Raw genomic sequence first — 22,953 nt, 5'->3', positions numbered from 1 at the left:
GCTGGACATCCAGGCCGTCCAGGGGGACTCCCTTCCGGCGGTGTGACCCGCGGGCACCGTGACAGCCCTTCCGGCGGAGTGAGCACCCCCACCGCCACCCGCCGGGACGGGCTCGCCGCCCCGGCCGGTCATGTGGCCTTCTTGGCGTCGACGATCCGGCGGGCGAGATCCCGCAGTTTGACGTTCTCCCGCTGCGAGGCGCGCACCAGGCTGTCGAAGGCCTGCGCCGCGTCGATGTCCAGGCGCTCCATGAGGATGCCGGTGGCCTGGCCGATCAGGTCGCGGGTCCGCATCGCCTCGGTGAGTTGCTCGCGCACCGTGGCCGAGTCCAGGGCGAGGCTGACGTGCGCGGTGAACAGCCGGCCGATCCGGGTGGCCGAGTCGTCGAAGGCGCGCGGCTTGCCGGCGTAGGCGGTGAGCACGGTCAGCCGCCGCTTCTCGGCGCGCAGTCGCAGCGCGAGCGCCGATCGCAGCCCCGCGCCGACCAGCGGGCCGCCGCCGTCCTCCCCCTCGCTGTCCGCCATGCGCACCACGGGCGCGTGCCACAGACCGTCCCAGTACGACGCCTGTTCACGGCCGCCGCCCGGCCCCTCGGCGGTGCGTACGACCTCGTCGGTCCAGGCGACCGTACGGCGGTGGCCACCGCGCTCGATCACCGTGATGCTCGCGTGCTCGGCGCCCGGCAGCAGGTTCACGGCCAGCCGGACGGCGGTGCGCATGGTGCTGTGCGGAGTGTCCGTGTCGTGCAGTTGCTGAGCCGCCACCGTCAGGGCTTCGGACAGCTCGACATCCCCCGGGAAACGGGGCAATTCAGAAAAGTCGGACGCAGGCACCACGAACCTCTTCGGCATGCACGGCACTACGGCCATGCGCAGGAGAGCTCCGCAGCACATTCCCGACTGCGAGCACAGGACGAACAGAACTGTATATCGTCCGTCCGCGACCGTTTCCCCCTGGTCGGCCGTCCGCTCCCGCTCCCTCCCACCCCTATGAACAGGCGTGCGGGAGTGCTGCAATGGAGCCGGACGGGTCAGGAAGTGGCCTCCCAGACCGGATGGACCTCTGCTCTCTGCCAGGTGGTGCCGTGAACCACTTCCCCAGCCCGAGCCGGGTGCGTGACCTGCCCGGCCGCGCCGTGCTCGTCCTGCCCCCGGAGATCGACCTGTCCAACGCCCCCGCGCTGTGCGCCGGCGTCCTGGCCTTCGCCCTGGTCCGCGCCCGAGGGCTGCGGGTGCTGGTGCTGGACCTCACCCGCACCGACTTCATGGACTCCCAGGGCGCCCGGCTGGTGGAGGACGTGCGGCGCCTGCTGCCCCCGCACATCCGGCTGCGTGTGGTGGCGACTCCGTACGGCGTTCCGAGCCGTGTCCTCCAGGTGACCGGCGTCCGCCGGGACGTGCCCGTCCACGACGACCTGGAAGAGGCGCTCCGTCTCTGAGCCTCCCGGGTGACCCGCCCGGTGGTAGGCACGGCGGGGTCAGGCGCCGTGCGGCCGCGGGGCCTCCACAGGCCCTACGCTGCGGGCATGGCTCCCAACATCGCGACCAACACCCGCGTCTCCCGCGAGGAACTGCTGGACTTCGTACGGCCCCGCCACCGTGCCCTGCTGCTGACCCGGCGCGCCGACGGCGGCCCTCAGGCCTCGCCGCTGACCTGCGGGGTGGACGACTCCGGGCGGATCGTGATCTCCACCTATCCGGAGCGGGCCAAGACCCGCAACGCCAAGCGGGACGCACGGGTGAGCGTCGTCGTGCTGAGCGACGAGTGGAACGGGCCGTGGGTGCAGATCGACGGCACGGCCGAGGTCGTCGACACACCGGACTCCGTGGAGCCGCTCGTGGAGTACTACCGCAACATCGCCGGCGAGCACCCCGACTGGGACGAGTACCGCCAGGCCATGATCAAACAGGGCAAGTCGATCATCCGGATCACCCCGGAGCGGTGGGGACCGGTGGCCACGGGCGGATTCCCGGCGCGACTGGCCGAGCAGGGCTAGGGTTCTTCGCTTGGATCACGCCAGGCCCCGCGAGCCCGGCATGATCCAAGACGAGAGGCCCTGGACGGGCCTCCGGTCAGCCACGGGCGACCATCGCCTCGATCCCCGCGATCAGCAGGTCCAGGGCGAAGGTGAAGTCGCGGTCCAGCATCTCCGCGACCGTGTCACCGCCACGGGCGTCCATGATCTCCCTGGACTCCTCGATGTAGTCGGCGACCGGGGGGTGCTGCCGCACCGAGCTCATCGCCTGCGCGTAGTAGGCGTCCGGGGTCATGCCGCTGTCCGCGATCCGGGACAGGAACTGGCCCTCGATCGTGCCGTAGCCGTAGACGAACTGGAAGACGGCCGAGATCGCGCTCGTCACACGGTGCGCGGGCAGCCCGGCGCGGCGGATGACGCGCTGCACCGTCTGCGAGAAGGCGAGGTGGTTCGGGCCGATGTTGAGGTAGCGGCCCGCCAGCGGGGACAGCCACGGGTGGCGCACCAGCTGCGCGCGGTACTCGGCGGCGAGGGCGCGCAGCTGGTCGCGCCAGTCCACGTCGGCCTCCGGGCCGGGCAGCCGCAGCTCCCCGAAGGCGGCGTCCAGGGCGAGTTCGAGCAGGTCGTCCTTGGTGTCGACGTACCAGTACACGGACATCGCCGTCACGTTCAGCTCGGCGGCGAGCCGACGCATGGAGAACTTGGCCAGCCCCTCCGCGTCCAGCAGCCGCACCGTGGCCTCGGTGATCCGCTCCCGGTCCAGCCCCGACGGCTGCCCGCCGCCGCGCCCGCCCCGGCGCGCCTTCCCCTCCAGCCAGACACTGGTCCGTGCCGCGCCCTTGGCCCCGGCTGCCTTCACCATGGCGCACCCTTCCCGTCCGTCCGATGCTCGTCATGCTAAGCGGCCGCTGAGGGCCGCGAGCACGTGCTACCGGGCGACCGCCACCTCGGCGTCCGTCTTCTCCCCTGCCCGTTCCGCCCGGCGCAGCAACACCGCCGCGAGCAACCCGCCGAGCAGCACGGCCACCGCGCCGACCAGCTGACTCGTCTCCAGGCCGGAGGAGAACGCGTGGGTGACCTGCCGCCGCTCCTCGGCGGAGTGCGCCGAGGCCAGCGCCGCCGGCAGCGACGTCGCCGCCACCGGAACCAGCGCCGCGAACCGCGAGTTCAGGACCGCCCCCAGGACGGCGACCCCCAGACCGTTGCCGAACTCCGCCAGCGTGCCGTTGACGCCCGCGCCGACGCCCGCCTTCGCCGGCGGGATCGCGCTCATGATGGCGTGGGCCATGGCAGGGCTGGCGACCGCCATGCCGCCGCCGATCAGCAGCAGGCCGAGGAGGGTACCGGCGTACCCGTGCTCGGAGAGGGTGGCGATCGACGCCAGTCCGCCGGACATCAGCACCATGCCCAGCGTGATCGACACCGGAGCGCCCAGCTTCACCGTCCACCTTGCCGTGAGCCCGGAGAAGTTCAGTGCCACGACCGACAGGGCGAGCGGCGCCGTGCGCAGTCCGGCCTCGAGGGGGCCGTAGCCGAGCACGAACTGCAGGTGCTGGGTGAGCAGGAAGAGCGAACCGCCCATCCCGAAGGCGATCAGCACCGCCCCGGAGACCGCACCCGTGAACCGGCGGTCACGGAAGAAGTGCATGTCGAGCATGGGGTACGGGATACGGCTCTCGTAGTACGCGAAGGCGCCCAGCACCACGACCGCCACGGCCGCGGTGACCAGCACCCGCGCCGACGTCCAGCCGTGCGCGGGACCTGAGATGATCGCGAAGACCAGCGAGGCCATGCCGATCGTGGAGAGCAGCGCGCCGAGCAGGTCGGGGCGGTCGCCCTGAGGGTTCTTCGACTCGGGGACCAGGGCGACGACCGCGGCCAGCCCCAGCGCCGCGACCGGCAGGTTGATCAGGAAGATCGCACCCCACCAGAAGTGGTTCAGCACGAAGCCGCCGATCAGCGGCCCGGTCGCGAAGCCCAGCGCGCTGACGGCGCTCCAGACGCCGATGGCCTTGGGGTGCTCCTCGGGTGTGAAGATCTGCATCACCACGGCGAGCGTGGTGGTCAGCAGCAGCGCGCCGCCCACACCCATGCCCGCGCGTGCGGCGATCAACTGTCCGGTGGAGTCGGCCAGTCCGGCGACCAGCGACCCCGCACCGAACAGGGCCAGCCCCGCGAGCAGCATCTTCTTGCGGCCGTAGCGGTCGGCGGCACTGCCGGCGGTGAGCAGCAGCCCGGACTGCACCAGCGAGTAGGCGTTGATCATCCACTGGATGTCGGAGGTGGCCGCGTGCAGTTCGCTGGTGAGCGAGGGGATCGCGACGTTCAGGACGGTGTTGTCGAGCAGCACGGTGAGCTGCGCGAGGCAGATGACGGCCAGGATCAGCCAGCGTTGCGGGTGGCCCTGAGGGGTCGGGGTCGACATGCCTTACAGCGTATAGCAGTCCTTCTACACCGTAAAACGACGACACGTCGCATGCGCCATACGGGAAGGGCGGTGCCCGTACGCGAAAGGGCGGTGCCCGCTCGGGCACCGCCCCTCCCTCGGCTCTCCTCGGCGGACCGTCAGCCGTTCGCCTTCCGGGTGAGGTCGTAGAAGGTGGCCGAGCCGGCCGTGACCTTCTTGAAGTTCTTCTCCACCCACGAGGTGATCTGCGAGGACGCGCCGCTGCCGCCCATGCCGCCACCCATGCCGCCGCCGGCGACGAAGTAGTGGATCCGGCCCTGCGTCACGTACTTCTGGAACTGGGCGAGCGTCGGGGACGGGTCGGTGCCGTTGAAGCCGCCGATCGCCATCACCGGGTCCCCGGTGGCGAGTTGGTAGCCGGCCGCGTTCTGGGAGCCGATGGCCGCGGCCACCCAGGTGTACTTCGACGCGTCCTGCTCCAGCAGCTTCTTGGCCGCGGAGCCGACCCGGGCGCCGTCCAGCAGCCCGCCCATACCGCCACCCGTGCCGCCCATCCGGCCGCTCTCGCCGGTCAGGCCGCCACCGCCGCCGGGGAAGCCGTTTCCGGGCATTCCCCCGCCGGGGAGACCACCGGTGCCGCCGCCCGGGAAGCCGTTGCCGTTGCCGTTCGGCTGGTTATGGCCGTTGCCCTGCCCCTGGCTGTTCTGGCCCGGCATCCCGCCCCCGCCGAAGCCGCCACGCATGCTTCGCCCACCGCCCCGGCCGCCGAAGCCCATCCTGCTCGCGCCCGCCGGACCGGCCGTCGGGATGGAACCGGTGTGCGCGGAGTCCACCGTGCTCAGCGTGTACGCGGTGGGACCGGCGAGCGAGGTCAGGATGCCCGCGGCGACCGTCGCGAGGGCGATCCGCCGGCCGAGCCTGGTCACGAAGATCAGTCCGAGGGCCGCGGTCAGCCCGCCGACCAGGACCAGCCACTTCAGCCAGGGCAGGTAGTCCGGGGTGCGATTGAGCAGGACGTACCCCCATGCGGCGGTCGCCGTGACGGCGGCGGCCAGGGTGAGCGACGCCCACACTCGGGACCGCTCCTCCCACAGCACGGTCACGCCCATGCCGACGACGGCGGCGATGTAGGGCGCGAGAGCGACCGTGTAGTACTGGTGGAAGATGCCCGCCATGTAGCTGAAGACGGCCGCGGTCATCAGCAGCGAGCCGCCCCAGGCGAGGAAGGAGCCGCGGGCCAGGTCGGTGCACGCCGCCATGGAGGTCCCCCCGCTCGAGCGGAGCCGAGGGTGGGGGCGGGTCAGCACGAGCCCGGCGACCAGCAGGATCAGCGCGGCCGGGAGCAGCCAGGAGATCTGGCTGCCGATCTCGGAGTTGAACATCCGGTCCCAGCCGGTCTCGCCCCACCGGCCCGTGCCGCCCCCGCCCGGGCCGCCACCGCCGCCGACGCTGCCGGTCTCGTCGCCGTTGATGCGGCCGAGGCCGTTGTAGCCGAAGGTCAGCTCCAGGAAGCTGTTGTCCTGCGAGCCGCCGATGTACGGCCGCGAGGAGGCCGGCCACAGCTCGACGATCGCGACCCACCAGCCCCCGGAGACGACGATCGCCACTGTCGCGAGCGCGAGCTGGACCAGCCGCTTCCTCAACTTCACGGGCGCGCAGACGCCGTACACGACAGCGAGGGCCGGCAGGATCAGGAAGGCCTGCAGGGTCTTGGTCAGGAAGGCGAAACCGACCGCGACGCCCGCCCACACCAGCCACTTGGTGCGGCCGTCCTCCAGCCCCCGGATCACGAAATAGACCGTGAGCGCCATCAGCAGCGCGAGCAGTGCGTCGGGGTTGTTGAACCGGAACATCAGTGCCGCGACGGGCGTGAGCGCGAGCACCGCGCCCGCGATCAGACCGGCGGCGGGGCTGAACCGGCGGCGCACGGCCGCGTAGACCACGGCGACCGTGAGCACGCCCATGATCACCTCGGGGACCAGGACCGCCCAGGAACCGAGCCCGAAGACGCGCACCGACAGGGCCATCGGCCACAGCGAGGCGGGCGGCTTGTCCACGGTGATGGCGTTGCCCGCGTCCAGCGAACCGAAGAAGAAGGCCTTCCAGGACCTGCTGCCCGCCTGCACGGCCGCCGAGTAGAAGGAGTTGGCGTAGCCGGAGGCGCTGAGGTCGTAGAGGTAGAGCAGGCCGGTGGTAAGCAGCAGACCCAGGAAGGCGGGACGCACCCAGCGCGGGTCCTCGGGACGACCGCGCCACAGGCGGCGCGCGAGGGGCTGCTTCCCGGCCGCGGCGGTCGCGGAAGCGGTGGGAGGCGGTCCCCCGAAGGCCGGGGCCGGCCCCGCGCCTCCCGGCCGGCTCGGGTGGTCGTAGTCAGTGGTCATCGGGGGTCCCTCGGATCGGTGTCACCCGGACGCACCGGCTGCAGCCGCACGGTGGCGTCTCCTTGGTACGGCTGAGCGGTGGGCGGATACGGCTGCGGGTACGACTGGGCGGGCGGGTAAGTCTGCTGGTACGACTGCTGGTGCGGCCGGCCGGGCGAGCACGGCCGGGTGGCCGGTTCGTCGCGCCGTTCCGGGAAGACCCAGGCCCGGAAGAGCAGGAAGCGCAGCACGGTCGCCGCGAGGTTGGCGGCGATGAGCACCGCGAGTTCGGTGGAGTGGGCCGGGCTGCTGCTCGCCGTGTTCAGGGCCGCGAGGGAGCCACTGGTCAGGGCGAGGCCGATACCGAAGACGACCAGGCCCTGCGCCTGGTGGCGGACCACCCCGCCGGGGCCCCGCACCCCGAAGGTCAGCCGCCGGTTGGCGGCCGTGTTGGCGACCGCCGAGACCAGCAGCGCGAGCGCGTTGGCGATCTGGGAGCCCGAGAACTGCCGGAAGGCGCTGTAGAGCAGCAGGTAGAACAGGGTGGACAGGACACCCACGACGCAGAAGCCGACAAGCTGGCGGGCCAGCCCATTGGGCACGTCCTGGATCTCGCGGTCGCGGGGGTCGTCACCGAAGGGCCGGGTGAGCCGGTCCAACGGCAGCGAACCGGTGGCCAGGGCCTTGCCCACCCGCAACACCCCTTTCAGGTCGTCGGTCGCCGTCCGCACGATGTGCACCGTGGAGTCGGGGTCGTCGACCCAGTCGACCGGCACCTCGTGGATGCGCAGACCGGCCCGCTCGGCCAGCACCAGCATCTCGGTGTCGAAGAACCAGCCGGTGTCCTCCACCAACGGCAGCAGCACCTGGGCGACATCCCGCCGGATCGCCTTGAAGCCGCACTGCGCGTCCGAGAAGCGGGCCTGCAGCGAGCCGCGCAGGATCAGGTTGTAGGTGCGCGAGATGAACTCCCGCTTGACGCCGCGCACCACACGCGAGCTGCGGGCCAGCCGCGAGCCGATCGCCAGGTCGGAGTGGCCGGAGATCAGCGGCGCCACCAACGGCAGCAGCGCGTTGAGGTCGGTGGACAGGTCCACGTCCATGTAGGCGAGGACCGGCGCCTCGGAGGCGGACCACACGGTCCGCAGGGCCCGTCCGCGGCCCTTGAGCTCCAGGCGGTGCCAGTAGACCCCGGCCAGCTCCGCCGCCAGCCGGGCCGCGACCTCGGGGGTGGTGTCCGTGGAGGCGTTGTCCGCGATGGTGATGCGGAAGGGGTACGGGAAGGTGCGCGTGAGGTGCTCGTGCAGTCGCAGCACGCAGGGGTGGAGGTCCTTCTCCTCGTTGTAGACGGGGATCACTACGTCCAGGACAGGCGTACCGGCGTCTGTGGCCGGGAGATGCTCCCGCGCCGGCAGGGTGCCGGGAGAAGAGTCGGTTCGCATGGCAGCGACTCTTCTCAACTGCCCTGTCGCACCCATGTGGTAGCGCTGTGCTGCACCTGTGAGTGGGGCTCCTGGCCGGCCGCGGAGGCGAGCCCGTACGGCGCGGACCCCACGGCCGCGGGCCCCTGCGGGAGCGCGGGCAGATGCACCGTGAACACGGTCCGTCCGGACTCGGTGTCGACGGTGACGGCGCCGCCGTGCGCGGCCGCCACGGCCTGCACGATAGCCAGGCCCAGACCGGTCGAGCCGGTGGCGCGGGAGCGCCCGGTGTCCCCGCGCGCGAACCGCTCGAAGACATGCGGCAGCAACTGCGGTGCGATGCCCGGTCCGTCGTCCTCCACGTCCACGAGCAGCCACGGCCCGCCCCGCCGCACGCGCGCGGTGACCGTGGTGCCCGGCGGGGTGTGGGTACGGGCGTTGGCCAGCAGGTTGACCAGCACCTGCTGGAGCCGTGCCGCGTCCGCCGAGACGAGCACGGGCTCGTCGGGCAGGTCGAGCCGCCAGACGTGGTCCGGCCCGGCCGCACGGGCGTCGCTGACGGTGTCCACGACGAGCGGTACGAGGTCGGTGCGCTCGAACTGCAACGGCCGCCCCGCGTCGATCCGGGCGAGCAGCAGCAGGTCCTCCACCAGCAGCGTCATCCGCCCGGCCTCGGACTCGATACGGCTCAGGGCGTGCCGTGTGTCCGGCCCGATCACCTCCCGCCCCCGGCGGGTCAGCTCGGCGTACCCGCGGATGGATGCGAGGGGTGTCCTCAGCTCGTGACTGGCGTCCGCGACGAACTGCCGCACCCGCGTCTCGCTCTGCTGCCGGGCGTGCAGCGCGCCGTGGATGTGGTCGAGCATGCGGTTGAGAGCGGCGCCGACCTGGCCGACCTCGGTGTGCGGATCGGTCTCCGCCTCCGGCACGCGCTCGCTGAGGTTGACCTCGCCGGTGTGCAGGGGCAGTTCGGAGACCCGGGTCGCGGTGGCGGCGACCTTGCGCAGCGGCCGCACGGCGACCCCGACGATGGCCGCCCCGGCGAGGGAGGCCGCGATGAGACCGGCGGCGGTGACGCTGATCTCGACGAGGATGAGCGTGTTGATGGTGCTGTCGACCTCGGTGGTCGGTATGGCCACGTAGTAGGTGCCGTTGGGGCCGGTCACGTACTGCACCCGGTAGCCGCCCAGGCCGGGGATGTCCACGGTGTGGCTGTAGCGGTCCTGGGGGACGGAGTCGACCGCGCGGATCTGCGCCTGGCCGAGCGACTGCGCGTTCAGCCACGGGACGTTGTTGTCGTCGTTGGCCTTCTTGCCGACCATGGCGCTGGTGACGGAACCGTTCTCGACCGCCGCCACGATCGTTCCCTGCGGCTGCGGTCCCCTGGTGACGAACTGGTCGAGGTTGATCTCCTTGCCCGGCGCCAGCGCGGGAGCGTGGTCGCCGTCCCCGTGCGCGTCGGGCGGCATGAAGCCGGACGCCCGCGCGGCGACCTCCTTGAGCCGCCCGTCCAGCTGCTCGTACAGATGCGACCGCAGCGCCAGCGTCGTCACCGTGCCGATCACCGCGCAGACCACGGCGATCAGCACCACGGACGCGACGACGAGCCGCGTGCGCAGCGTGCGTGGCTGTCGAGCTCGCCGCTGCGGCGTACGCGGCCGTCGTCGCCCGCTCATGACACGGCGGGCTTGATCAGGTAACCGGCGCCGCGCCGGGTGTGGATCATCGGCTCACGGCCGGCGTCGATCTTCCGGCGCAGGTAGGAGATGTACAGCTCGACGACGTTGGCCTGCCCGCCGAAGTCGTACGACCAGACGCGGTCCAGGATCTGCGCCTTGCTGAGCACGCGCCGCGGGTTGCGCATGAGGAAGCGCAGCAGCTCGAACTCGGTCGCCGTGAGGTGGATGTTGTCCCCGCCCCGCGACACCTCGTGGCTGTCCTCGTCGAGCGTCAGGTCGCCGACCACCAGCACCGAGTCCGAGCGTCGGTCGGCGGCACCCGACCGGCGTATCAGCCCGCGCAGCCGCGCCACGACCTCCTCCAGGCTGAACGGCTTGGTGACGTAGTCGTCACCGCCGGCGGTCAGCCCGGCGATACGGTCCTCGACGGCGTCCTTGGCGGTGAGGAAGAGTACGGGCACGTCCGGCAGCTCGCGGCGCAGCCGCCCCAGGACGGCGAGTCCGTCCATGTCGGGCAGCATCATGTCGAGGACGACGGCGTCGGGCCGGAACTCGCGCGCGGCCTGGACGGCGCCCTGCCCGTCGCCCGCACTGCGGATCCGCCAGCCCTCGTAACGCAGGGCCATGGAGAGCAGTTCGGTGATCGACTGCTCGTCGTCCACCACAAGCACCCGGACGGGGCTCCCGTCCGGCCTGAGCAGTTCGGTGCGCCCCTGGGGCGAGATCGTGGTCATGGGGGCCACCCTGTCGGCCGCCTCTGAGAGCACGCTTGCACAAATCTGTGATTTCCCTGAGAAACCCTCAGCCGCCTTACAGGCCGGTCTCGGCACGGAGAGTCACGACGGTCTCGGCACGGGCACCTGCCTCGAAGCCGAAGCCGGAAGCAAGAAGCCGAAGCGGAAGCAGGACGCCGAAGAGGGAAGCGGGAAGCCGGAAACAGGACGCCGAAGAGGGAAGCGGGTAGCCGGAAACCGAAGTCGGAACCCGGAAGCCGGGAACCGTCTCAGTCCAGCCCGAAGAGCCGGGCCCCGTTGTGGTGGCACACCGCGCGCAGCCAGTCGTCGCCGAGGTCCAGGCGCTCCAGGGCGCGCAGTTGGTGGACGTAGGGGTAGGGGATGTTGGGGAAGTCCGAGCCGAGCAGGATCCGGTCGCCGAGGTCGGCCAGCCGGGGCAGGGCACGGCGTGGGAACGGGGCGAACCGTTCGCTGAAGTCGGTGAACGCCATGGTGGTGTCCAACCGCACCTCCCCGTACCGCTCCGCGAGGTCGAGGAAGTCCTCGTACTCCGGCATGCCCAGGTGAGCGATGATCAGCCGCAGCCGGGGGTGACGGGCGAGCACCCGGGCGATCGGCTCGGGCCCCGTGTGCTTGCCGGGCGCGGGCCCGGACCCGCAGTGGATCACGACGGGTGTCCCCGCGTCGGCGAGCAACCCCCACGCCGGATCGAGGAGTTCGTCGGCGGGGTCGTACGCCCCGACCTGGACGTGCGCCTTGAAGACGCGCGCGCCCGCCTCGACGGCCTCCTGGACGTAGGTGTGCACGCCGTCCTCGGGGAAGAGGGTCGAGGTGTGCAGGCAGTCGGGGGTGCGGCGGGCGAAGTCGGCCGCCCAGCCGTTCAGCCACTGGGCCATGCCGGGCTTGTGCGGGTAGAGCATGGCGGTGAACGCCCGCACTCCGAACTCGCGCAGCCGTGCGACCCGTTGCCGCTCCTCCTCGCGGTAGGTGATCGGCCACTCGATACCACCGGTGAGCGGGCCCAGCCCGTCAAAGTACTCCCAGACCTTGCGCAGCACCCGCTCGGGCATGAAGTGGGTGTGCACGTCGACGAGGCCCCGCAGCCCGATCCGCTCCCGGAACCGTCGGACTTCCGCGGCCTCCGCGCTCACATCGGTACCGGAAGCCGTGGAGTCCGTGGAGGCCATGTCCGGTGCTTGATCACTCATGCAGCCCACGATCGCCCCGGACCCCGCACGGCGTCCACCCCGTCCCTCAGAACAACCCGTCCTGCACCCCCCTCGCCTCCTTCAAGGGGCGCACCGGCACGCTGAACGCGGTGCGCCCGGCCGGCCCGAGCTCCCAGCCGGTCATCAGCCTCGTGTCGAGCACGACGGCTCCGCTCTCGGTGGCCAGATGCAGATCCGGTCCGGCGGCGGCGACCAGCTCACCGCTCACGATCCCGCCCGCGACGAGCTCACTCACCTCACCTACGGCGGCGGCCACCCCCTCCAGCCCGAACGCCACCACGTGATCGACGGGCCGGAACGGCGACCGCTCCAGCGACTCCGGCCAGCCACCGAGGGCGATCGCCCGCCGGTGCAGCTCCGCGAGCTCGGTCGCCCGCTCCGCCGTGCCGGCCGGCAGCGCGGACCGCACGGCACGCTTCTCGCCGTACGGAAGCCGGTCGGGGACCTTGAGAGCGGCGCGCAGCAGCTCCTCAGTCCGGCGCGCGGCCATCAGCGGCCCGGCACCGAGCCAGCTGAAGCAGACGGCGCCCTGCTCGAGCAGCCGTGCCGTCCCCCGCTCGACCGCCGTGATCCCGACCTTGGTCATGCCGGGCCCGAACCACGCCAGATATACGTGGTACGTCCGCCGGTCGTCCGCGATCGTGTCCGCGGCCACCGAGTGGGCCCGATCCAGCCGCGCGCACTCCTCGCACCGCGCCCCCGTACTCCGCCCCGGCACGACCGCCCGGAGGGGACATGCATGCCCCCGAGCCCCCACACACGTCCGCACGCCCCCTTCCACGACCTCGAAGGCCACCCGTTTGCCCCACGTCAGCGCGCTCGATCGCCCGCCCTGCCACGTCAGCACCGGCCCGTCCGCCGACCACCGCAGCCCCGAGCACTTCCACACCTGCGCCATCCCTCACGAGACTACGAGGCCCCACTGACAACGCCCGCCGAGCGGCGACGCCGGCCCGCAAGATCCGCGAGCCGCTCCACGAAACCCATGGATCCCACGAAACGCGAAAGGCCCCGGATCTCTCCGGGGCCTTCGCTCTGTGCGCACTCGGCAGGATTCGAACCTGCCACCTTCTGATCCGTAGCTCTATGCGGATCGGCCAGTGGCGGTCATACCGGTCGTGGTGCGGCCGTGAGAGGACGCTGCAGGGCGCGATGGGTTGGGCATCCCGCTATCTAGGACTGGAAGCGCAGGAGCGCGCCGAAAACGCGAATCCTGACAGGGCCGGACTTCAGCACGGTAGGTAGCCGCCTCCCTCGTCGGGGATTAATCCCTCTGAGAGACTATGGCGACACGTTCATAGACGCTGAGCTATGCGAGTAAGTTCAGCACTGAACTCCCGAAGTTCCGGTGATGGCCGCTTTGCTGCAGAAACAGTCTTTTGGACAATTGCGGCTTGTTTTCGCACACAGGCCGGGGTCGGAACCGACGCGTACGGTTCCCGTTCGGCAAGCGCACGGGCTGTGCCGAGAACCGTGTCGGCCGCTGACTGTGGAGCGAGCTGGGTAGCTTCAGGCACGATGAGGCTGGCTCCGTGATCGGGGTGCAACACGAGCGTGAAGGTGTATACCAGCGGTAGAAACCCTTCCCAGCTGCGTTCGGGGCCGACGCTGAACCCCACTCGCTCCTGGCTATGCGGAGGAACGGTGTACTTAAACTCGCGTTTGACAGTAAAAGCTCCGCGACGCAGGGGAGGAACCCGGATGTCGTACAGCGCCTTGAGATCGGCTACTCCTGCGCCATAGGGGCAGCCCACTTCCTTCACGGAACTGAAATGGGCCTCGGCGGAGGTGATCAGGATTGGATCATCGCTGGTGTTCCGCAGCGTCACGCTGAGCGTGGAGGCTTTTTCGTTAAACGCCCCTGCGGGAGAACCGTCTTCGCTGATCTCGGCGCGAATGTCCTTCTCGCGGACCACATCGGACTCGACCAGCTCCAATCCCATCGATGGTTTGGGTTCGGGCTGCCAGTCGGGAACAAGGAGGAAGACCAGACCGGTGATCGCAGCGAGAGCGCTGATGAGCCCGCCGACAACCGCGACGACCCCTTGAGGGCGCGTCCAGAAACCTTTGGAGTCATTTTCCGGCCGCGGTGATAACTCGTCCGCTGCCGCTGCGGTCGAAGCGCCTTCACTGTGACCTTCAGTCACGGGCTCATTGTCATTGCTGGTCATGGGACCCTCCTGCCCACGGCGCCCTCGTCGACCGAGCCGGTTGTGTTACCGCCTCTCGCCTGTCCTCGGTCCCGTTTTCTGCCCGCCAGGCCCGGATATGAACCTTTGCGCCTTGGCTCGCTGCAGGGAGAATGACGATCCAGCCAGCCGGGAGTGACACCGGTAGTACAGGACTTCAGGGTGCCGACCCGCCCGGCACCAACCGTTGCCACCGATCGGGCGGGTTGCGATTCCCGCTGTATCCGACCGTGTAGCTCAACGCCATCAAAACTGACGCTCGTGCGCGGACAAGCCCGGCGGCCTTGGCGGGCGTCATGACGCCACCCGCCCCGACGTGCCTGGACCTGACGTCATGCGGACGGCGACGGCGGCTCGTCCTCGCTCGGCGGAGCCTCGGGGTCGGCAGCCTTCGCCAGCACCAGCGCGCCCAGCACCTCTGACCGCTTCGCCTGGTCCATGCCGCTGTCCTGCAGCAACCACCGCTCAGCGGCCAAGATCCGCGAGAACGCCAGAGGCTGATCGAAGGACGCCCGGAAATGGCTGGCAGCCGCCTCCTGTGACTTCACGAACGTGCGGCTCACATAACCCGCCAGAGCCGCGGACACCGCACCCAGACCGCCGGCCACGATCGACCCCGCCGTTGTGCTCGCCCTCACGGCCGGAACCACGAAGGCCGCCAGCAGCACGAACCCGATCCACATCGCCCGCTGCGCACTCCGAAACGACTGCTGCGCCTGCCCGAGCGCCGTCTCGTGGTAGTGCTCAAGCCGCGTGTGCGTCACCTTCCACAGCTCAGGCAGACCGGCGTCGGAGTAGGAGGGAGAGGAGGAAGGGGAACGTCCGCGTGCATGAGCTCGTCCTCGCGCAGCGTCCAGTGCCCACGGTCGTAGCGGCCCGGGACCGTCGATGCCGGGCGGAGGGCGTCCTCTAGCTCCCTAGAAGACGACGAAAAGGCAGCCCACCAAGAAGACCACCGGGAAGAAGACGGGGGGCGGCGGCCGCGCACTGCCTAGCCGTCGACGAAGCCGAGCGCAGCGTCGGGCCGGCAGTGCCCGCATACCTCGACGCCCTCGGCGAGCGCCCGCAGCGCCACGTCCCGCGGCACGCCCTTGCACCGCTTGCCTGCCATGTGGCAGCCGCCGACATGGACGGCGACAGGTGGGGCGTCCCGGTTGGGGCCGCCTTCGAGGATCCAGTCCGGCACCGGTGGCCGGGCCTGCTCGCCGCGCTGCCGCTCGGCGCCGCGCCGTTCGGCCGTGGCGATCTGCTGCCGGACCCGCTCGAGGGACAGCGTGAGCCAGGTCTCCAGGGTGCGAAGGCGCGGCAGGTCCGGCTGACGAAGGAGGGCAAGTCCGGGAGGCGCCATGCGGCCCGACCTGCAAAGGTCAGTGGTGCCTGGTCTTCAGCCAGAAGACCAAGAGGGCCACCACCAGAATCCCGAACATGATGACGAACCACGGGAACATTTCTTCCGCTTTGGATGCCGCCAGGCAGAGGGTCTTTCCGCACACGATGTTCATGGGATCGCCTTCTTCCGGAACGCCCATTCTGGGGCGCCAGCCAGCAGAGACGGCAGATTGGGAACTTCCGGGTACCCGGGATGTGAGTAGTTGAAGTACAGGAAATCCCGGCGAGAGTGATCATGATCGAGCAGCGCGCCGGGGCAGGCGCTCAAGGCCTCGAGATCAACTCATTCGGCATCGGCCCCGCCCGCCTCGACCCGGCACCCGCCGAACCGGTACGGAAGACCGGCTACCGGCCCCGCATCCACCCGCACTCCCCGACCCGAGCTCGCTGCTCCTCCTGCGGGGAGCCTGCGGTCGCCACCCGGATCGTGGACGTGCCCGGCCCGGGCCTGCGATGGCACGACTCCTGCCATGACTGCATGGTCGCCGGATTCAAGCTGGAGCAAACGTAGCGTGCGCACTGTGCACCCCGAGCGCTACCACCTCACCTTGACCGCCGGCGGCCGACTGGTGCAGGAAGGCCGGTGGTCGAGCGAGGCGACCGCGCGCTACAAGTTCTCCGGCTGGGTCGGGCAGTACAGCGGCCTGCACGATGCCCGCATCGTCCTCGTCGACGAGGAGACCGAGGAGGAGCTGGCCAGCTGGCCGTAGCTCAGTCTTCGTCAGCTGGGTGTCGCGCCTGCTTCTTCACGCTGGCCTCCACCTCGTTCCGCCTGTCCCTCGGCCTCGGCGTGCTCGGTGACCGCGGCCTGCAGGTCGCGAGCGAGGTCCCGCCAGGCGCGCCACGCGGTCTCATAGGTCTCGGTCTGACTCTCGGTCCACGTGCCTGGCTCACCAATGAGCTCTAGGTGCGTTTCGTAGAACTCTTTCCCGCTACGCCCCTCGGGCAGACGGACCTGGAAGTAGATGCGGGGCAATCCGTCCATCCGGTCATGTCGTCTAACAACCGCTTCACCCTCGACTCCGACCCGCTCCAGGACCCTAAGGCGTCGATAGACCGCAAAACTGGTCATTTGGATAAACATTCCCATGGTGCCCAGCACGATGAAAACGACCCCAAAAAGGTCTACCGCGCCACCCGGCTTCCCCTCTGCAACGGCCGCTCCGAAAGCGTGGAAAACATGTCATGGGGTCGGTCGTGCAGACGTTTATCCCGCAAGAGGGGCAGATCCGGGTGCAATATGCCTACCTTTTTTCGCCCCTGTCCTGGCTCAGTGATGTTCGACCGGTCTCATGAAAGCTTTGACCATCGGCCGTTTCGTCTCATCGACGTGTCCGCTCCTTCACGACGTCGCATCGGACTGACGGCCCCTGGCTTGGCCGCCGAGCGCAACGTCGCCGAGATCACCGAAGTGCCGGACACCAGGAGCGAGATGTGCGACAGCGGTGGCTAGGTGGACGGGGTCGATGCGGCTCAAAGTCGTGGAGCGTCTGATCCGGCTGGTGTTCTGGAACGTCTCGACGAAGTCCGGGTCGACCTGCGCGGCGAGGTAGGTGTCGAGCGCTTCCAGCCGGGGGTTGGTCGAGGGGCGAGCGCCGGTCGGCCGAGGAGTGCGGCGGTAGACCTCCAGGTCGCTGCTGCGCCTCCACGGGGGACCTTTGGCCGACCGGTCCACCGCCACGACCTCGGACCAGGCCACGAACTCAGGCCTTCGGAAAGGAAGGACTCGGTAGAGCGTGATTCCCTGCTTGTCCACCTGCACGCTCTTGCGGTGGCTGGCGCAGACAGCCTTGATCCACACAGCGAAGGGGCTGAACACTAGCTCGATGTGGCCCATCTCCGGCGGCTCCGCGTGCGGAAGGAAGCCCGCCCCTATGAGCAGGGCGATGGCCATGACGCTCATGACGCCAGTACGTGTCCAGCCATACCGAACCACGTACGAACCGTTGAACTGCCCCATGCCCACCATGATGACGCGCTTCACATGCCCGAGGACGGCGTGATCAAAGTTCACTGAGACCGGTCAAGGCTCAGTGAGGCCGGACAGCTCGACCATGAAGATCACGACCCACGGCTGAAGTATGAGCGCCCACTTTCCTGAACCACCACTCTCCCCAGCTCCCATCCCGTCCGCCGTCGACCCACAAACCGAGGAGCGCCTGTGGTTCCTGGCGTCCAGGTGGAGCGCGCCACTGTACGAACGACCTGGACGCCATGGGCCGCGTCTGCTCGGCTCTGCCTGGGTCGATGGCAGACCGGATGGGAGCTCCCCACACACGCCACTACGGGCCCGCACCCGCGAACGGCGCCCCCTCCGTCCCGGTGCCGGCCGGTCCCCCGCCGGAGGCCCTGTCTTGAGCGTGGGCCGCTCTATGCGGTGATCGACTCATGGCCACCGGCCCTATCCACCTGTGGACGCGCGTCGGCGCAGCGCGGGCGCAGCGGGCCGAAACTACGAGGGATCAGTGCGGCACGACATCAACCCTCACCTCGGCGCGAAGCGGATCGACAAAGTCACCGTCCGGGACGTGCGCGAGTGGATCAACAAGCTCGCCGCCACCTGCCAGTGCTGCGCCCAGGGCAAGGACGCCAAGCGTCGCCTTGAACAGCGGCGCTGCTGTGCCATCGGCGAGTGCTGCGGGGCCCCTCCCCGACGCGTCGTCCAGGCTGCCCGGGACGCTCTCCGTGCTGCGCTCACGCACGCCGTGGCCGAAGAGGAGATCGGCAAGAACGTGGCCTCCCTGGTCAAGGTCCCCAAGTCTCGACGGCGGAGGATCAGGCCGTGGTCGGTCGCCGAGGCCGAGCGATTCCTCGCCGACTGCGCCGCTCGGGACGACCACCTCATCGCGGCCTGGATGCTCGTGCTCTGCCTCGGCCTGCGCCGGGGTGAAGTCCCTGGGCCCCACCTGGGAGTCGGTGGACTTCGAGACGGGCGAGATCTACGTGGATCACCAGATCCAGCGCGCCGGGCGTCAGCTCCTCCACCGCGAGACGAAGACCGAGGAGTCCGACGACTTCCTTCCGGTGCCGGCGCTCTGCATCAAGGCGCTCCGGATGCGTCGGGCTCAGCAGAGCGGCGACCGGAAGGCGGCCGGGGAGCCGTGGCAGGGTGGCCATGACCTGATCTTCACCACCAAGTACGGCACCCCGATCGAGCCGGGCAACCTCACCCGCATGTTCGCTCTGCGAGCTCGTCGCCATGACGATGGAGGTCTACGCCGAGGCGAGCGAGGAAGAGGTGCGGGCCGCGATCAGCAAGCTGTCCGACGCGATGGACGGTGGCGATTGACGCGGTTGCTGTACACCCCTGAAACGCCAGAGGCCCCGGATCTCTCCGGGGCCTCTGATCTGTGCGCACTCGGCAGGATTCGAACCTGCAACCTTCTGATCCGTAGTCAGATGCTCTATCCGTTAAGCTACGAGTGCTTGTTCTGTTTTTCGTCTTCGCTCCCGGCCCTTCCGGCCCGCTCGCGGCGACAGGAAGAACATTACATGACTGCCGCCGTCATGTGAAATCCATTCCCCGCACCCCTTGTGACCTGCGAAAACAAGATCTCGGGGGTTGAGGGCGGCGCGGAGCGCGGGAAGGGATCCGGGGGTGGCATGGCCACCGGAAACGGGCCCGGGAACGACGAAGCCCCGGTCCAGCGGACCGGGGCTTCGGTGATCATGCGCGGAGGCGGAGGGATTTGAACCCTCGATGGGCTTTAAGGCCCAAACCGCATTAGCAGTGCGGCGCCATAGACCGGACTAGGCGACGCCTCCAGCACAACCTCTCACGCGAGCGCGCGATCGGTGCGTGCAGATGATGACACACACGAGCGGGGTGCCACCAATCGCCCCCCACGGTACTAGGCAGGCGGGGCCCAGGGCAAAGTCCTTGTCGTGGCGTCGGCAACGCGGCGGCGCCGGGGCGCAACGTCGCGGGGGCCGGCGCGTTAGTCCGGGCATGGTGCAGCTCAGCTCACGCCCCCCGCGCCGCCCGCTGCGGCGGCTCCTCCTCGGGGCCTCTGCCTCCGTCGTCGCGCTCACCGCGCTGTCCGCCCTGCCCGCCGCCGCCTCCACCGGTGCGCCGCCGCCCGTCCGGGACGAGGACCGGGCCGGCGATCACCTCACCGTCACCGTGCGGCACGCCGGTGCCGGCAAGGACGGGACGTACAAGTTGTACTGCCATCCCGGCGGCGGGAGCCATCCCGACGTACGGGGGGCGTGCGGGGCGCTCGACCGGAGCACGCGCTGGGGCCATGACACCTTCGCCCCGGTGCCGCACGACAGCGTCTGCACCATGCAGTACGGCGGGCCGGCCACCGCCCGCATCACCGGGACCTGGGCCGGACGGCCCGTGGACGCGACGTACGAGCGGAACAACGGCTGCGAGATCGGCCGCTGGGACCGGCTCGTGCCGCTGCTTCCCGATCTCGGCTCCTGAGCTTCCGGGCCCTCGGGGCTCCGGGACTCCCGGGTCCGCCCGGTCCTCCGGGCCTTTCGGGGTCCTGGCTCCCGGGACTTCCGGAGTTCCGGCCCCCGGGACTTTCGGGTTCCCGGGAGCCGTGGGCCCCGGGCTTCGGTGCCCACGGGATCCGGAGTCCGTGAAGGTCGTGCGGAGGTCGTGCGAAGCGGAATCGTACGGTCACGGGTTCGACGTCACATCCACGTGCGACCTCCCTCTCATCCGGCGTCGCGAGCGCAACCTCAGCGCATAGACTCGCTCGCGTGACACGCTGCGGGCCGGTTGGCAAGATGACCCCCGCGGTCGGCAAGGTGCGGTAACAGGGAGGAAGCGTCTCGTGAGCAGCAGGCCATCCCGAGGCGCTGCTCGCCTCGCTGCCATACTCGACGCGCTGCCCGACGCCTTGGTGCTGGTCAACGCCAACGGCACCGTCGTCAACGCCAACACCATCGCCCTCGAGGCCTTCGAGACGCCGGGGACCGCCCTGGTCGGGCGCGGGCTGCTCGATCTGCTGCCGCAGTTCGACTCCAAGCTGATCCCCGGCTCCATGCGCCGCCCCCATCACATCGATCCTCGCGGGCGGACCAAGCCGACCCGGATGGTCGCGCGGCGCACCGACGGGACCGAGTTCCCGGTCGAGGTCACGAGCGCGAATCTGGAGAACGGCCAGCAGGCCTACGACGGCTCCGGCTACACCGGCGACGAACTGCTGATGCTGGTCGTGCGCGACCTGTCCGGCACCGTCGACACCGAGGCCGAGCTGGCCCGTTCGCAGCGGCAGACCGAGATGATCCTGCGGGCGGCCGCCGAGGGCGTCGTGGGGACCGACACCGACGGGCGGATCGTGCTCGTCAACCCCGCCGCCGCCCAGATCCTGGGTTACCGGGCCGGTGAACTCGGCGGCCGCGAGCTGCACACCCTCGTACTCCACTCGCGCGCCGACGGCTCCTCCTTCCCGTACGAGGAGTCGCCGCTCGCCGACACCCTGCGCTCCGGCCGCAAGCACCGGGTGCGCGGGCAGGTGCTGTGGTCCAAGGCCGGGGAGAAGGTGCCCGTCGACCTGACCACCGCGCCCGTGCGCGACGGCGACCAGCTCGTCGGCGCCGTGATGACCTTCACCGACCGGCGGCCCTACGACGCGCTCGCCGACGAGAAGGCCGCGGCCGAGCAGCGGCACGCGGAGGAACTCGAGCGCCTTGCCGAGGAGCACGCCTCCGAGCTCACCGCCCTGCGCCAGCAGCACGTCACCGAGATCGAGGAGCTCACCGAGCACCACGCGGAGGAACTCGCCGCGAACGAGGAGCGGTACGCCGCGCTCGGGGAGCGGGAGAAGGACCGCTACGAGGCACTCGCCGGCCGCCACGAGCAGCTGCTGACGCTGCTGGGCGGCTCCCTGCGCGGCCCCCTGGACGAGCTGCGCCGCGAGCTGGCCGCCCTCGCCGCCGACGACGCCGGCCAGCTGTGGCCCGAGGCCAACCAGGTGCTGCACCACCTGTCGGCCGGTTACTCGCGCATCACCACCCTCATCGACAACGTCCTCGGCTACCAGCGCCTCGACGTCGGCAGCGAGCAGATCACCCGGACCAAGGCGATGCTCGACGCCGTCGTGGCCGCCGGTGTCGACGGGGCCGTAGAGCTCGTCGGGCCCGGGCGGGTGCAGTTCGCCGTGCACGCGCCCCCCATCGAGGCCGAGGTCGACCCGCAGCGGCTCGCCACCGCGCTCGCGCACCTCGTCGCGGACGTCGCCGGCGTCGACGCGACCGGCAACGCGCCGGTGTCGACGGGCGGTTACATGGACAACACCGTCGTCGTGGCGGCGGCGCAGCGCGGCGAGGTCGTACGCATCGAGGTGCGCGGGCCGTACGCCGGGGGAGACCCGGTGCACCAGCCGATCGTGCGCGGGATCGTCCGGGCGCACGGCGGTGTGCTGCAGACCCACGAGGTGCCCGGCATGAGCGGCAGCGCCTACGTCCTCGAGGTGCCCCTCGGGGGCGGGGCGGGCGCTGTTGCCCACGACTACGGCCAGGTGGTGGCCGCCGCCGAGTTGGCCGCCGGTCCCGCGGCCGCGCCGGAACCGGCGTCGGCCTACGAGCCGGGTGCGGGGTCGGCGTCCGGTGCAGCGGTCTCGGCCGAGGTCGCCCTGCCCGCGCAGGCCTCCGGCGGCGGTCGGCGACGGGCCCGGCGGGCGTCCACGGACGCGTTCCTGGCGGCCGACGGCGAGGGCGACGCCTCCGCCTCCGGTACCCAGGTCAATCCCACCGGGCGGCGCAGGAGGCGTGCGGCCGCGGAGCCGGCGCCGGTTCCCGCCCAGGGCTCCGAGCCGTCCGGCGGTACGGGCCGGCGGCGCGGACGGCCCGCCGAGGACCCGGGTGTGGCCGAGGGCGCCGTGGTCACGGCGGCCGAGCACGCGGCGGGAGCGGCGGCGTCGGGGTCCGGCCTGGGCGGCACGGTGCCGCCTCAGGGTGTGCCCGCGCCCGCCGGACGGCGTGCCCGGCGCGAGGCCGTCGAACCCCATGCGCTTCCCCCCGCGCTGCCCGTGGCGCCGGACGCGACGGCTGCCTCTGCCGACGGTTCCGAAGGCGCGCCCGCCCAGCAGCCGACCGGACGGCGTCGGCGTGCCCTGGCGGCGGCGACCGAGCGTGCCGCCGCGCAGGAGGCGGCTCCCCGCACGGTCTTCGCGCTGCCCCCCGCCGAGGCCGACCGCCCGGAGTCCGAGCCCGAGCCCGAGGCGCAGGGGCCGGACGTGCCGCAGCAGGTTCGGATTCCGGGCCAGGCTGCCGTCGGCGGATCCGATTCCGATTCCGGGACCACCGGAATCCGTGCCGGTTCGGTTGCCGTTTCCGCCGCCGCTGCCGACGAGGGGCAGCACGACGCGGTGCCCGCCGTGCAGGGTGGGGACCACACGCCGCCGCAGCCGCACCCCACGAGCGCGCCGACCGGGCGCCGGCGGCGTGTGGTGGCCCAGCCGCCGGAGACGACGGCAGCCGCCGCGACACCCGCCCAGGGCGTGCCCGCGCAGGGAACACCCGGGCGGGGCGTACCCCCGCAGGGTGGTCCGGTCGCACAGGGTGGTCCGGTCCCGCAGGGTGCCGCAGGACAGGCCGGTCCCGCACCGCGAGC

21 protein-coding genes, 2 tRNA genes and 1 pseudogene are annotated in these 22,953 nt (G+C 70.7%); 7 read left to right on the top strand and 17 right to left on the bottom strand.

Going from position 1 to position 22,953, the window contains the following annotated elements; all coding sequences use genetic code 11:
* Positions 1 to 128 precede the first annotated feature (128 nt).
* The gene (locus tag BZY54_RS04865; RefSeq protein ID WP_086723295.1) at positions 129 to 851 is read right to left on the bottom strand and encodes a GAF and ANTAR domain-containing protein; all 723 of its coding nucleotides are present in this window, start codon (positions 849 to 851) and stop codon (positions 129 to 131) included.
* 233 nt (positions 852 to 1,084) lie between these two features.
* On the opposite strand from BZY54_RS04865, the gene BZY54_RS04860 reads away from it, so the two are divergent.
* Positions 1,085 to 1,438, top strand: coding sequence for an STAS domain-containing protein (locus BZY54_RS04860; RefSeq protein WP_086723294.1), 354 nt, complete (start codon positions 1,085 to 1,087; stop codon positions 1,436 to 1,438).
* Positions 1,439 to 1,525: 87 nt separating this feature from the next.
* Positions 1,526 to 1,996 (top strand): PPOX class F420-dependent oxidoreductase, encoded by a 471-nt coding sequence (locus tag BZY54_RS04855; protein ID WP_086723293.1) that lies wholly within the window; start codon positions 1,526 to 1,528, stop codon positions 1,994 to 1,996.
* Between the two features lie 76 nt (positions 1,997 to 2,072).
* Here the strand turns inward: BZY54_RS04855 and BZY54_RS04850 are convergent, their stop codons facing one another.
* The 12 genes from BZY54_RS04850 to BZY54_RS54650 form a co-directional block, all read right to left on the bottom strand.
* Entirely contained in the window at positions 2,073 to 2,837 is a 765-nt protein-coding gene (locus BZY54_RS04850) for a TetR/AcrR family transcriptional regulator (protein ID WP_086723292.1), read from the bottom strand.
* Positions 2,838 to 2,903: 66 nt separating this feature from the next.
* The gene (locus tag BZY54_RS04845; protein ID WP_086723291.1) at positions 2,904 to 4,400 is read right to left on the bottom strand and encodes an MFS transporter; all 1,497 of its coding nucleotides are present in this window, start codon (positions 4,398 to 4,400) and stop codon (positions 2,904 to 2,906) included.
* Between the two features lie 140 nt (positions 4,401 to 4,540).
* Entirely contained in the window at positions 4,541 to 6,763 is a 2,223-nt protein-coding gene (locus BZY54_RS04840) for a glycosyltransferase family 39 protein (RefSeq protein WP_086723290.1), read from the bottom strand.
* On the bottom strand, positions 6,760 to 8,184 hold the full coding sequence (locus BZY54_RS04835; protein ID WP_086723289.1) for a bifunctional glycosyltransferase family 2/GtrA family protein: 1,425 nt from the start codon (positions 8,182 to 8,184) through the stop codon (positions 6,760 to 6,762). Before BZY54_RS04835 ends, BZY54_RS04840 begins: the two co-directional genes overlap by 4 nt.
* 14 nt (positions 8,185 to 8,198) lie before the next feature.
* Complete coding sequence (locus tag BZY54_RS04830) at positions 8,199 to 9,839, bottom strand: sensor histidine kinase (protein WP_086723288.1); 1,641 nt, start codon at positions 9,837 to 9,839, stop codon at positions 8,199 to 8,201.
* The gene (locus BZY54_RS04825; RefSeq protein ID WP_208640553.1) at positions 9,836 to 10,576 is read right to left on the bottom strand and encodes a response regulator transcription factor; all 741 of its coding nucleotides are present in this window, start codon (positions 10,574 to 10,576) and stop codon (positions 9,836 to 9,838) included. Before BZY54_RS04825 ends, BZY54_RS04830 begins: the two co-directional genes overlap by 4 nt.
* A gap of 269 nt (positions 10,577 to 10,845) precedes the next feature.
* Positions 10,846 to 11,763 (bottom strand): amidohydrolase family protein, encoded by a 918-nt coding sequence (locus tag BZY54_RS04820; protein WP_086723286.1) that lies wholly within the window; start codon positions 11,761 to 11,763, stop codon positions 10,846 to 10,848.
* A gap of 67 nt (positions 11,764 to 11,830) precedes the next feature.
* Complete coding sequence (locus tag BZY54_RS04815) at positions 11,831 to 12,703, bottom strand: DUF2797 domain-containing protein (protein ID WP_086723285.1); 873 nt, start codon at positions 12,701 to 12,703, stop codon at positions 11,831 to 11,833.
* A 397-nt stretch (positions 12,704 to 13,100) separates the two neighbouring features.
* On the bottom strand, positions 13,101 to 13,976 hold the full coding sequence (locus tag BZY54_RS50180; RefSeq protein WP_143668001.1) for a hypothetical protein: 876 nt from the start codon (positions 13,974 to 13,976) through the stop codon (positions 13,101 to 13,103).
* A gap of 350 nt (positions 13,977 to 14,326) precedes the next feature.
* The gene (locus tag BZY54_RS04810; protein ID WP_086723284.1) at positions 14,327 to 14,758 is read right to left on the bottom strand and encodes a hypothetical protein; all 432 of its coding nucleotides are present in this window, start codon (positions 14,756 to 14,758) and stop codon (positions 14,327 to 14,329) included.
* A 227-nt stretch (positions 14,759 to 14,985) separates the two neighbouring features.
* A complete protein-coding gene (locus tag BZY54_RS04805) occupies positions 14,986 to 15,342 on the bottom strand; it encodes a DUF6233 domain-containing protein (protein WP_086723283.1) in 357 nt (118 codons plus the stop codon).
* 19 nt (positions 15,343 to 15,361) lie between these two features.
* Positions 15,362 to 15,496: a hypothetical protein gene (locus BZY54_RS54650; RefSeq protein ID WP_279634646.1), complete on the bottom strand. Its 135-nt coding sequence runs from the start codon at positions 15,494 to 15,496 to the stop codon at positions 15,362 to 15,364.
* 122 nt (positions 15,497 to 15,618) lie between these two features.
* On the opposite strand from BZY54_RS54650, the gene BZY54_RS04800 reads away from it, so the two are divergent.
* Both BZY54_RS04800 and BZY54_RS04795 read left to right on the top strand, forming a co-directional pair.
* The gene (locus BZY54_RS04800) at positions 15,619 to 15,894 is read left to right on the top strand and encodes a hypothetical protein (RefSeq protein WP_143668000.1); all 276 of its coding nucleotides are present in this window, start codon (positions 15,619 to 15,621) and stop codon (positions 15,892 to 15,894) included.
* A gap of 1 nt (position 15,895) precedes the next feature.
* The gene (locus tag BZY54_RS04795) at positions 15,896 to 16,093 is read left to right on the top strand and encodes a hypothetical protein (RefSeq protein ID WP_086723281.1); all 198 of its coding nucleotides are present in this window, start codon (positions 15,896 to 15,898) and stop codon (positions 16,091 to 16,093) included.
* Between the two features lie 11 nt (positions 16,094 to 16,104).
* Here the strand turns inward: BZY54_RS04795 and BZY54_RS49160 are convergent, their stop codons facing one another.
* Positions 16,105 to 16,485, bottom strand: a complete 381-nt coding sequence (locus BZY54_RS49160) for a hypothetical protein (RefSeq protein WP_143667999.1) — start codon at positions 16,483 to 16,485, stop codon at positions 16,105 to 16,107.
* A 240-nt stretch (positions 16,486 to 16,725) separates the two neighbouring features.
* A complete protein-coding gene (locus BZY54_RS04785) occupies positions 16,726 to 17,367 on the bottom strand; it encodes a hypothetical protein (protein ID WP_143667998.1) in 642 nt (213 codons plus the stop codon).
* 466 nt (positions 17,368 to 17,833) lie between these two features.
* Here BZY54_RS04785 and BZY54_RS04780 point away from each other — a divergent pair.
* A pseudogene (locus BZY54_RS04780) lies at positions 17,834 to 18,672 on the top strand (site-specific integrase); the annotation flags it as partial.
* 64 nt (positions 18,673 to 18,736) lie between these two features.
* Here the strand turns inward: BZY54_RS04780 and BZY54_RS04775 are convergent.
* Positions 18,737 to 18,809: transfer RNA gene (locus BZY54_RS04775), tRNA-Arg, on the bottom strand.
* A gap of 248 nt (positions 18,810 to 19,057) precedes the next feature.
* Positions 19,058 to 19,148 (bottom strand) — tRNA-Ser (locus BZY54_RS04770).
* A gap of 184 nt (positions 19,149 to 19,332) precedes the next feature.
* Between BZY54_RS04770 and BZY54_RS04765 the strand changes: the two genes are divergently transcribed.
* Together BZY54_RS04765 and BZY54_RS04760 are read left to right on the top strand one after the other, a co-directional pair.
* A complete protein-coding gene (locus BZY54_RS04765) occupies positions 19,333 to 19,812 on the top strand; it encodes an SSI family serine proteinase inhibitor (protein WP_086723279.1) in 480 nt (159 codons plus the stop codon).
* 358 nt (positions 19,813 to 20,170) lie between these two features.
* The coding region (locus BZY54_RS04760; protein WP_143667997.1) for a PAS domain-containing protein at positions 20,171 to 22,953 on the top strand (2,783 nt) is incomplete at its 3' end.

This window comes from Streptomyces carpinensis (assembly GCF_002154505.1).
Taxonomy (GTDB): Bacteria; Actinomycetota; Actinomycetes; order Streptomycetales; family Streptomycetaceae; genus Streptomyces; species Streptomyces carpinensis.
This window is presented reverse-complemented; position numbering and strand designations above follow the sequence as displayed.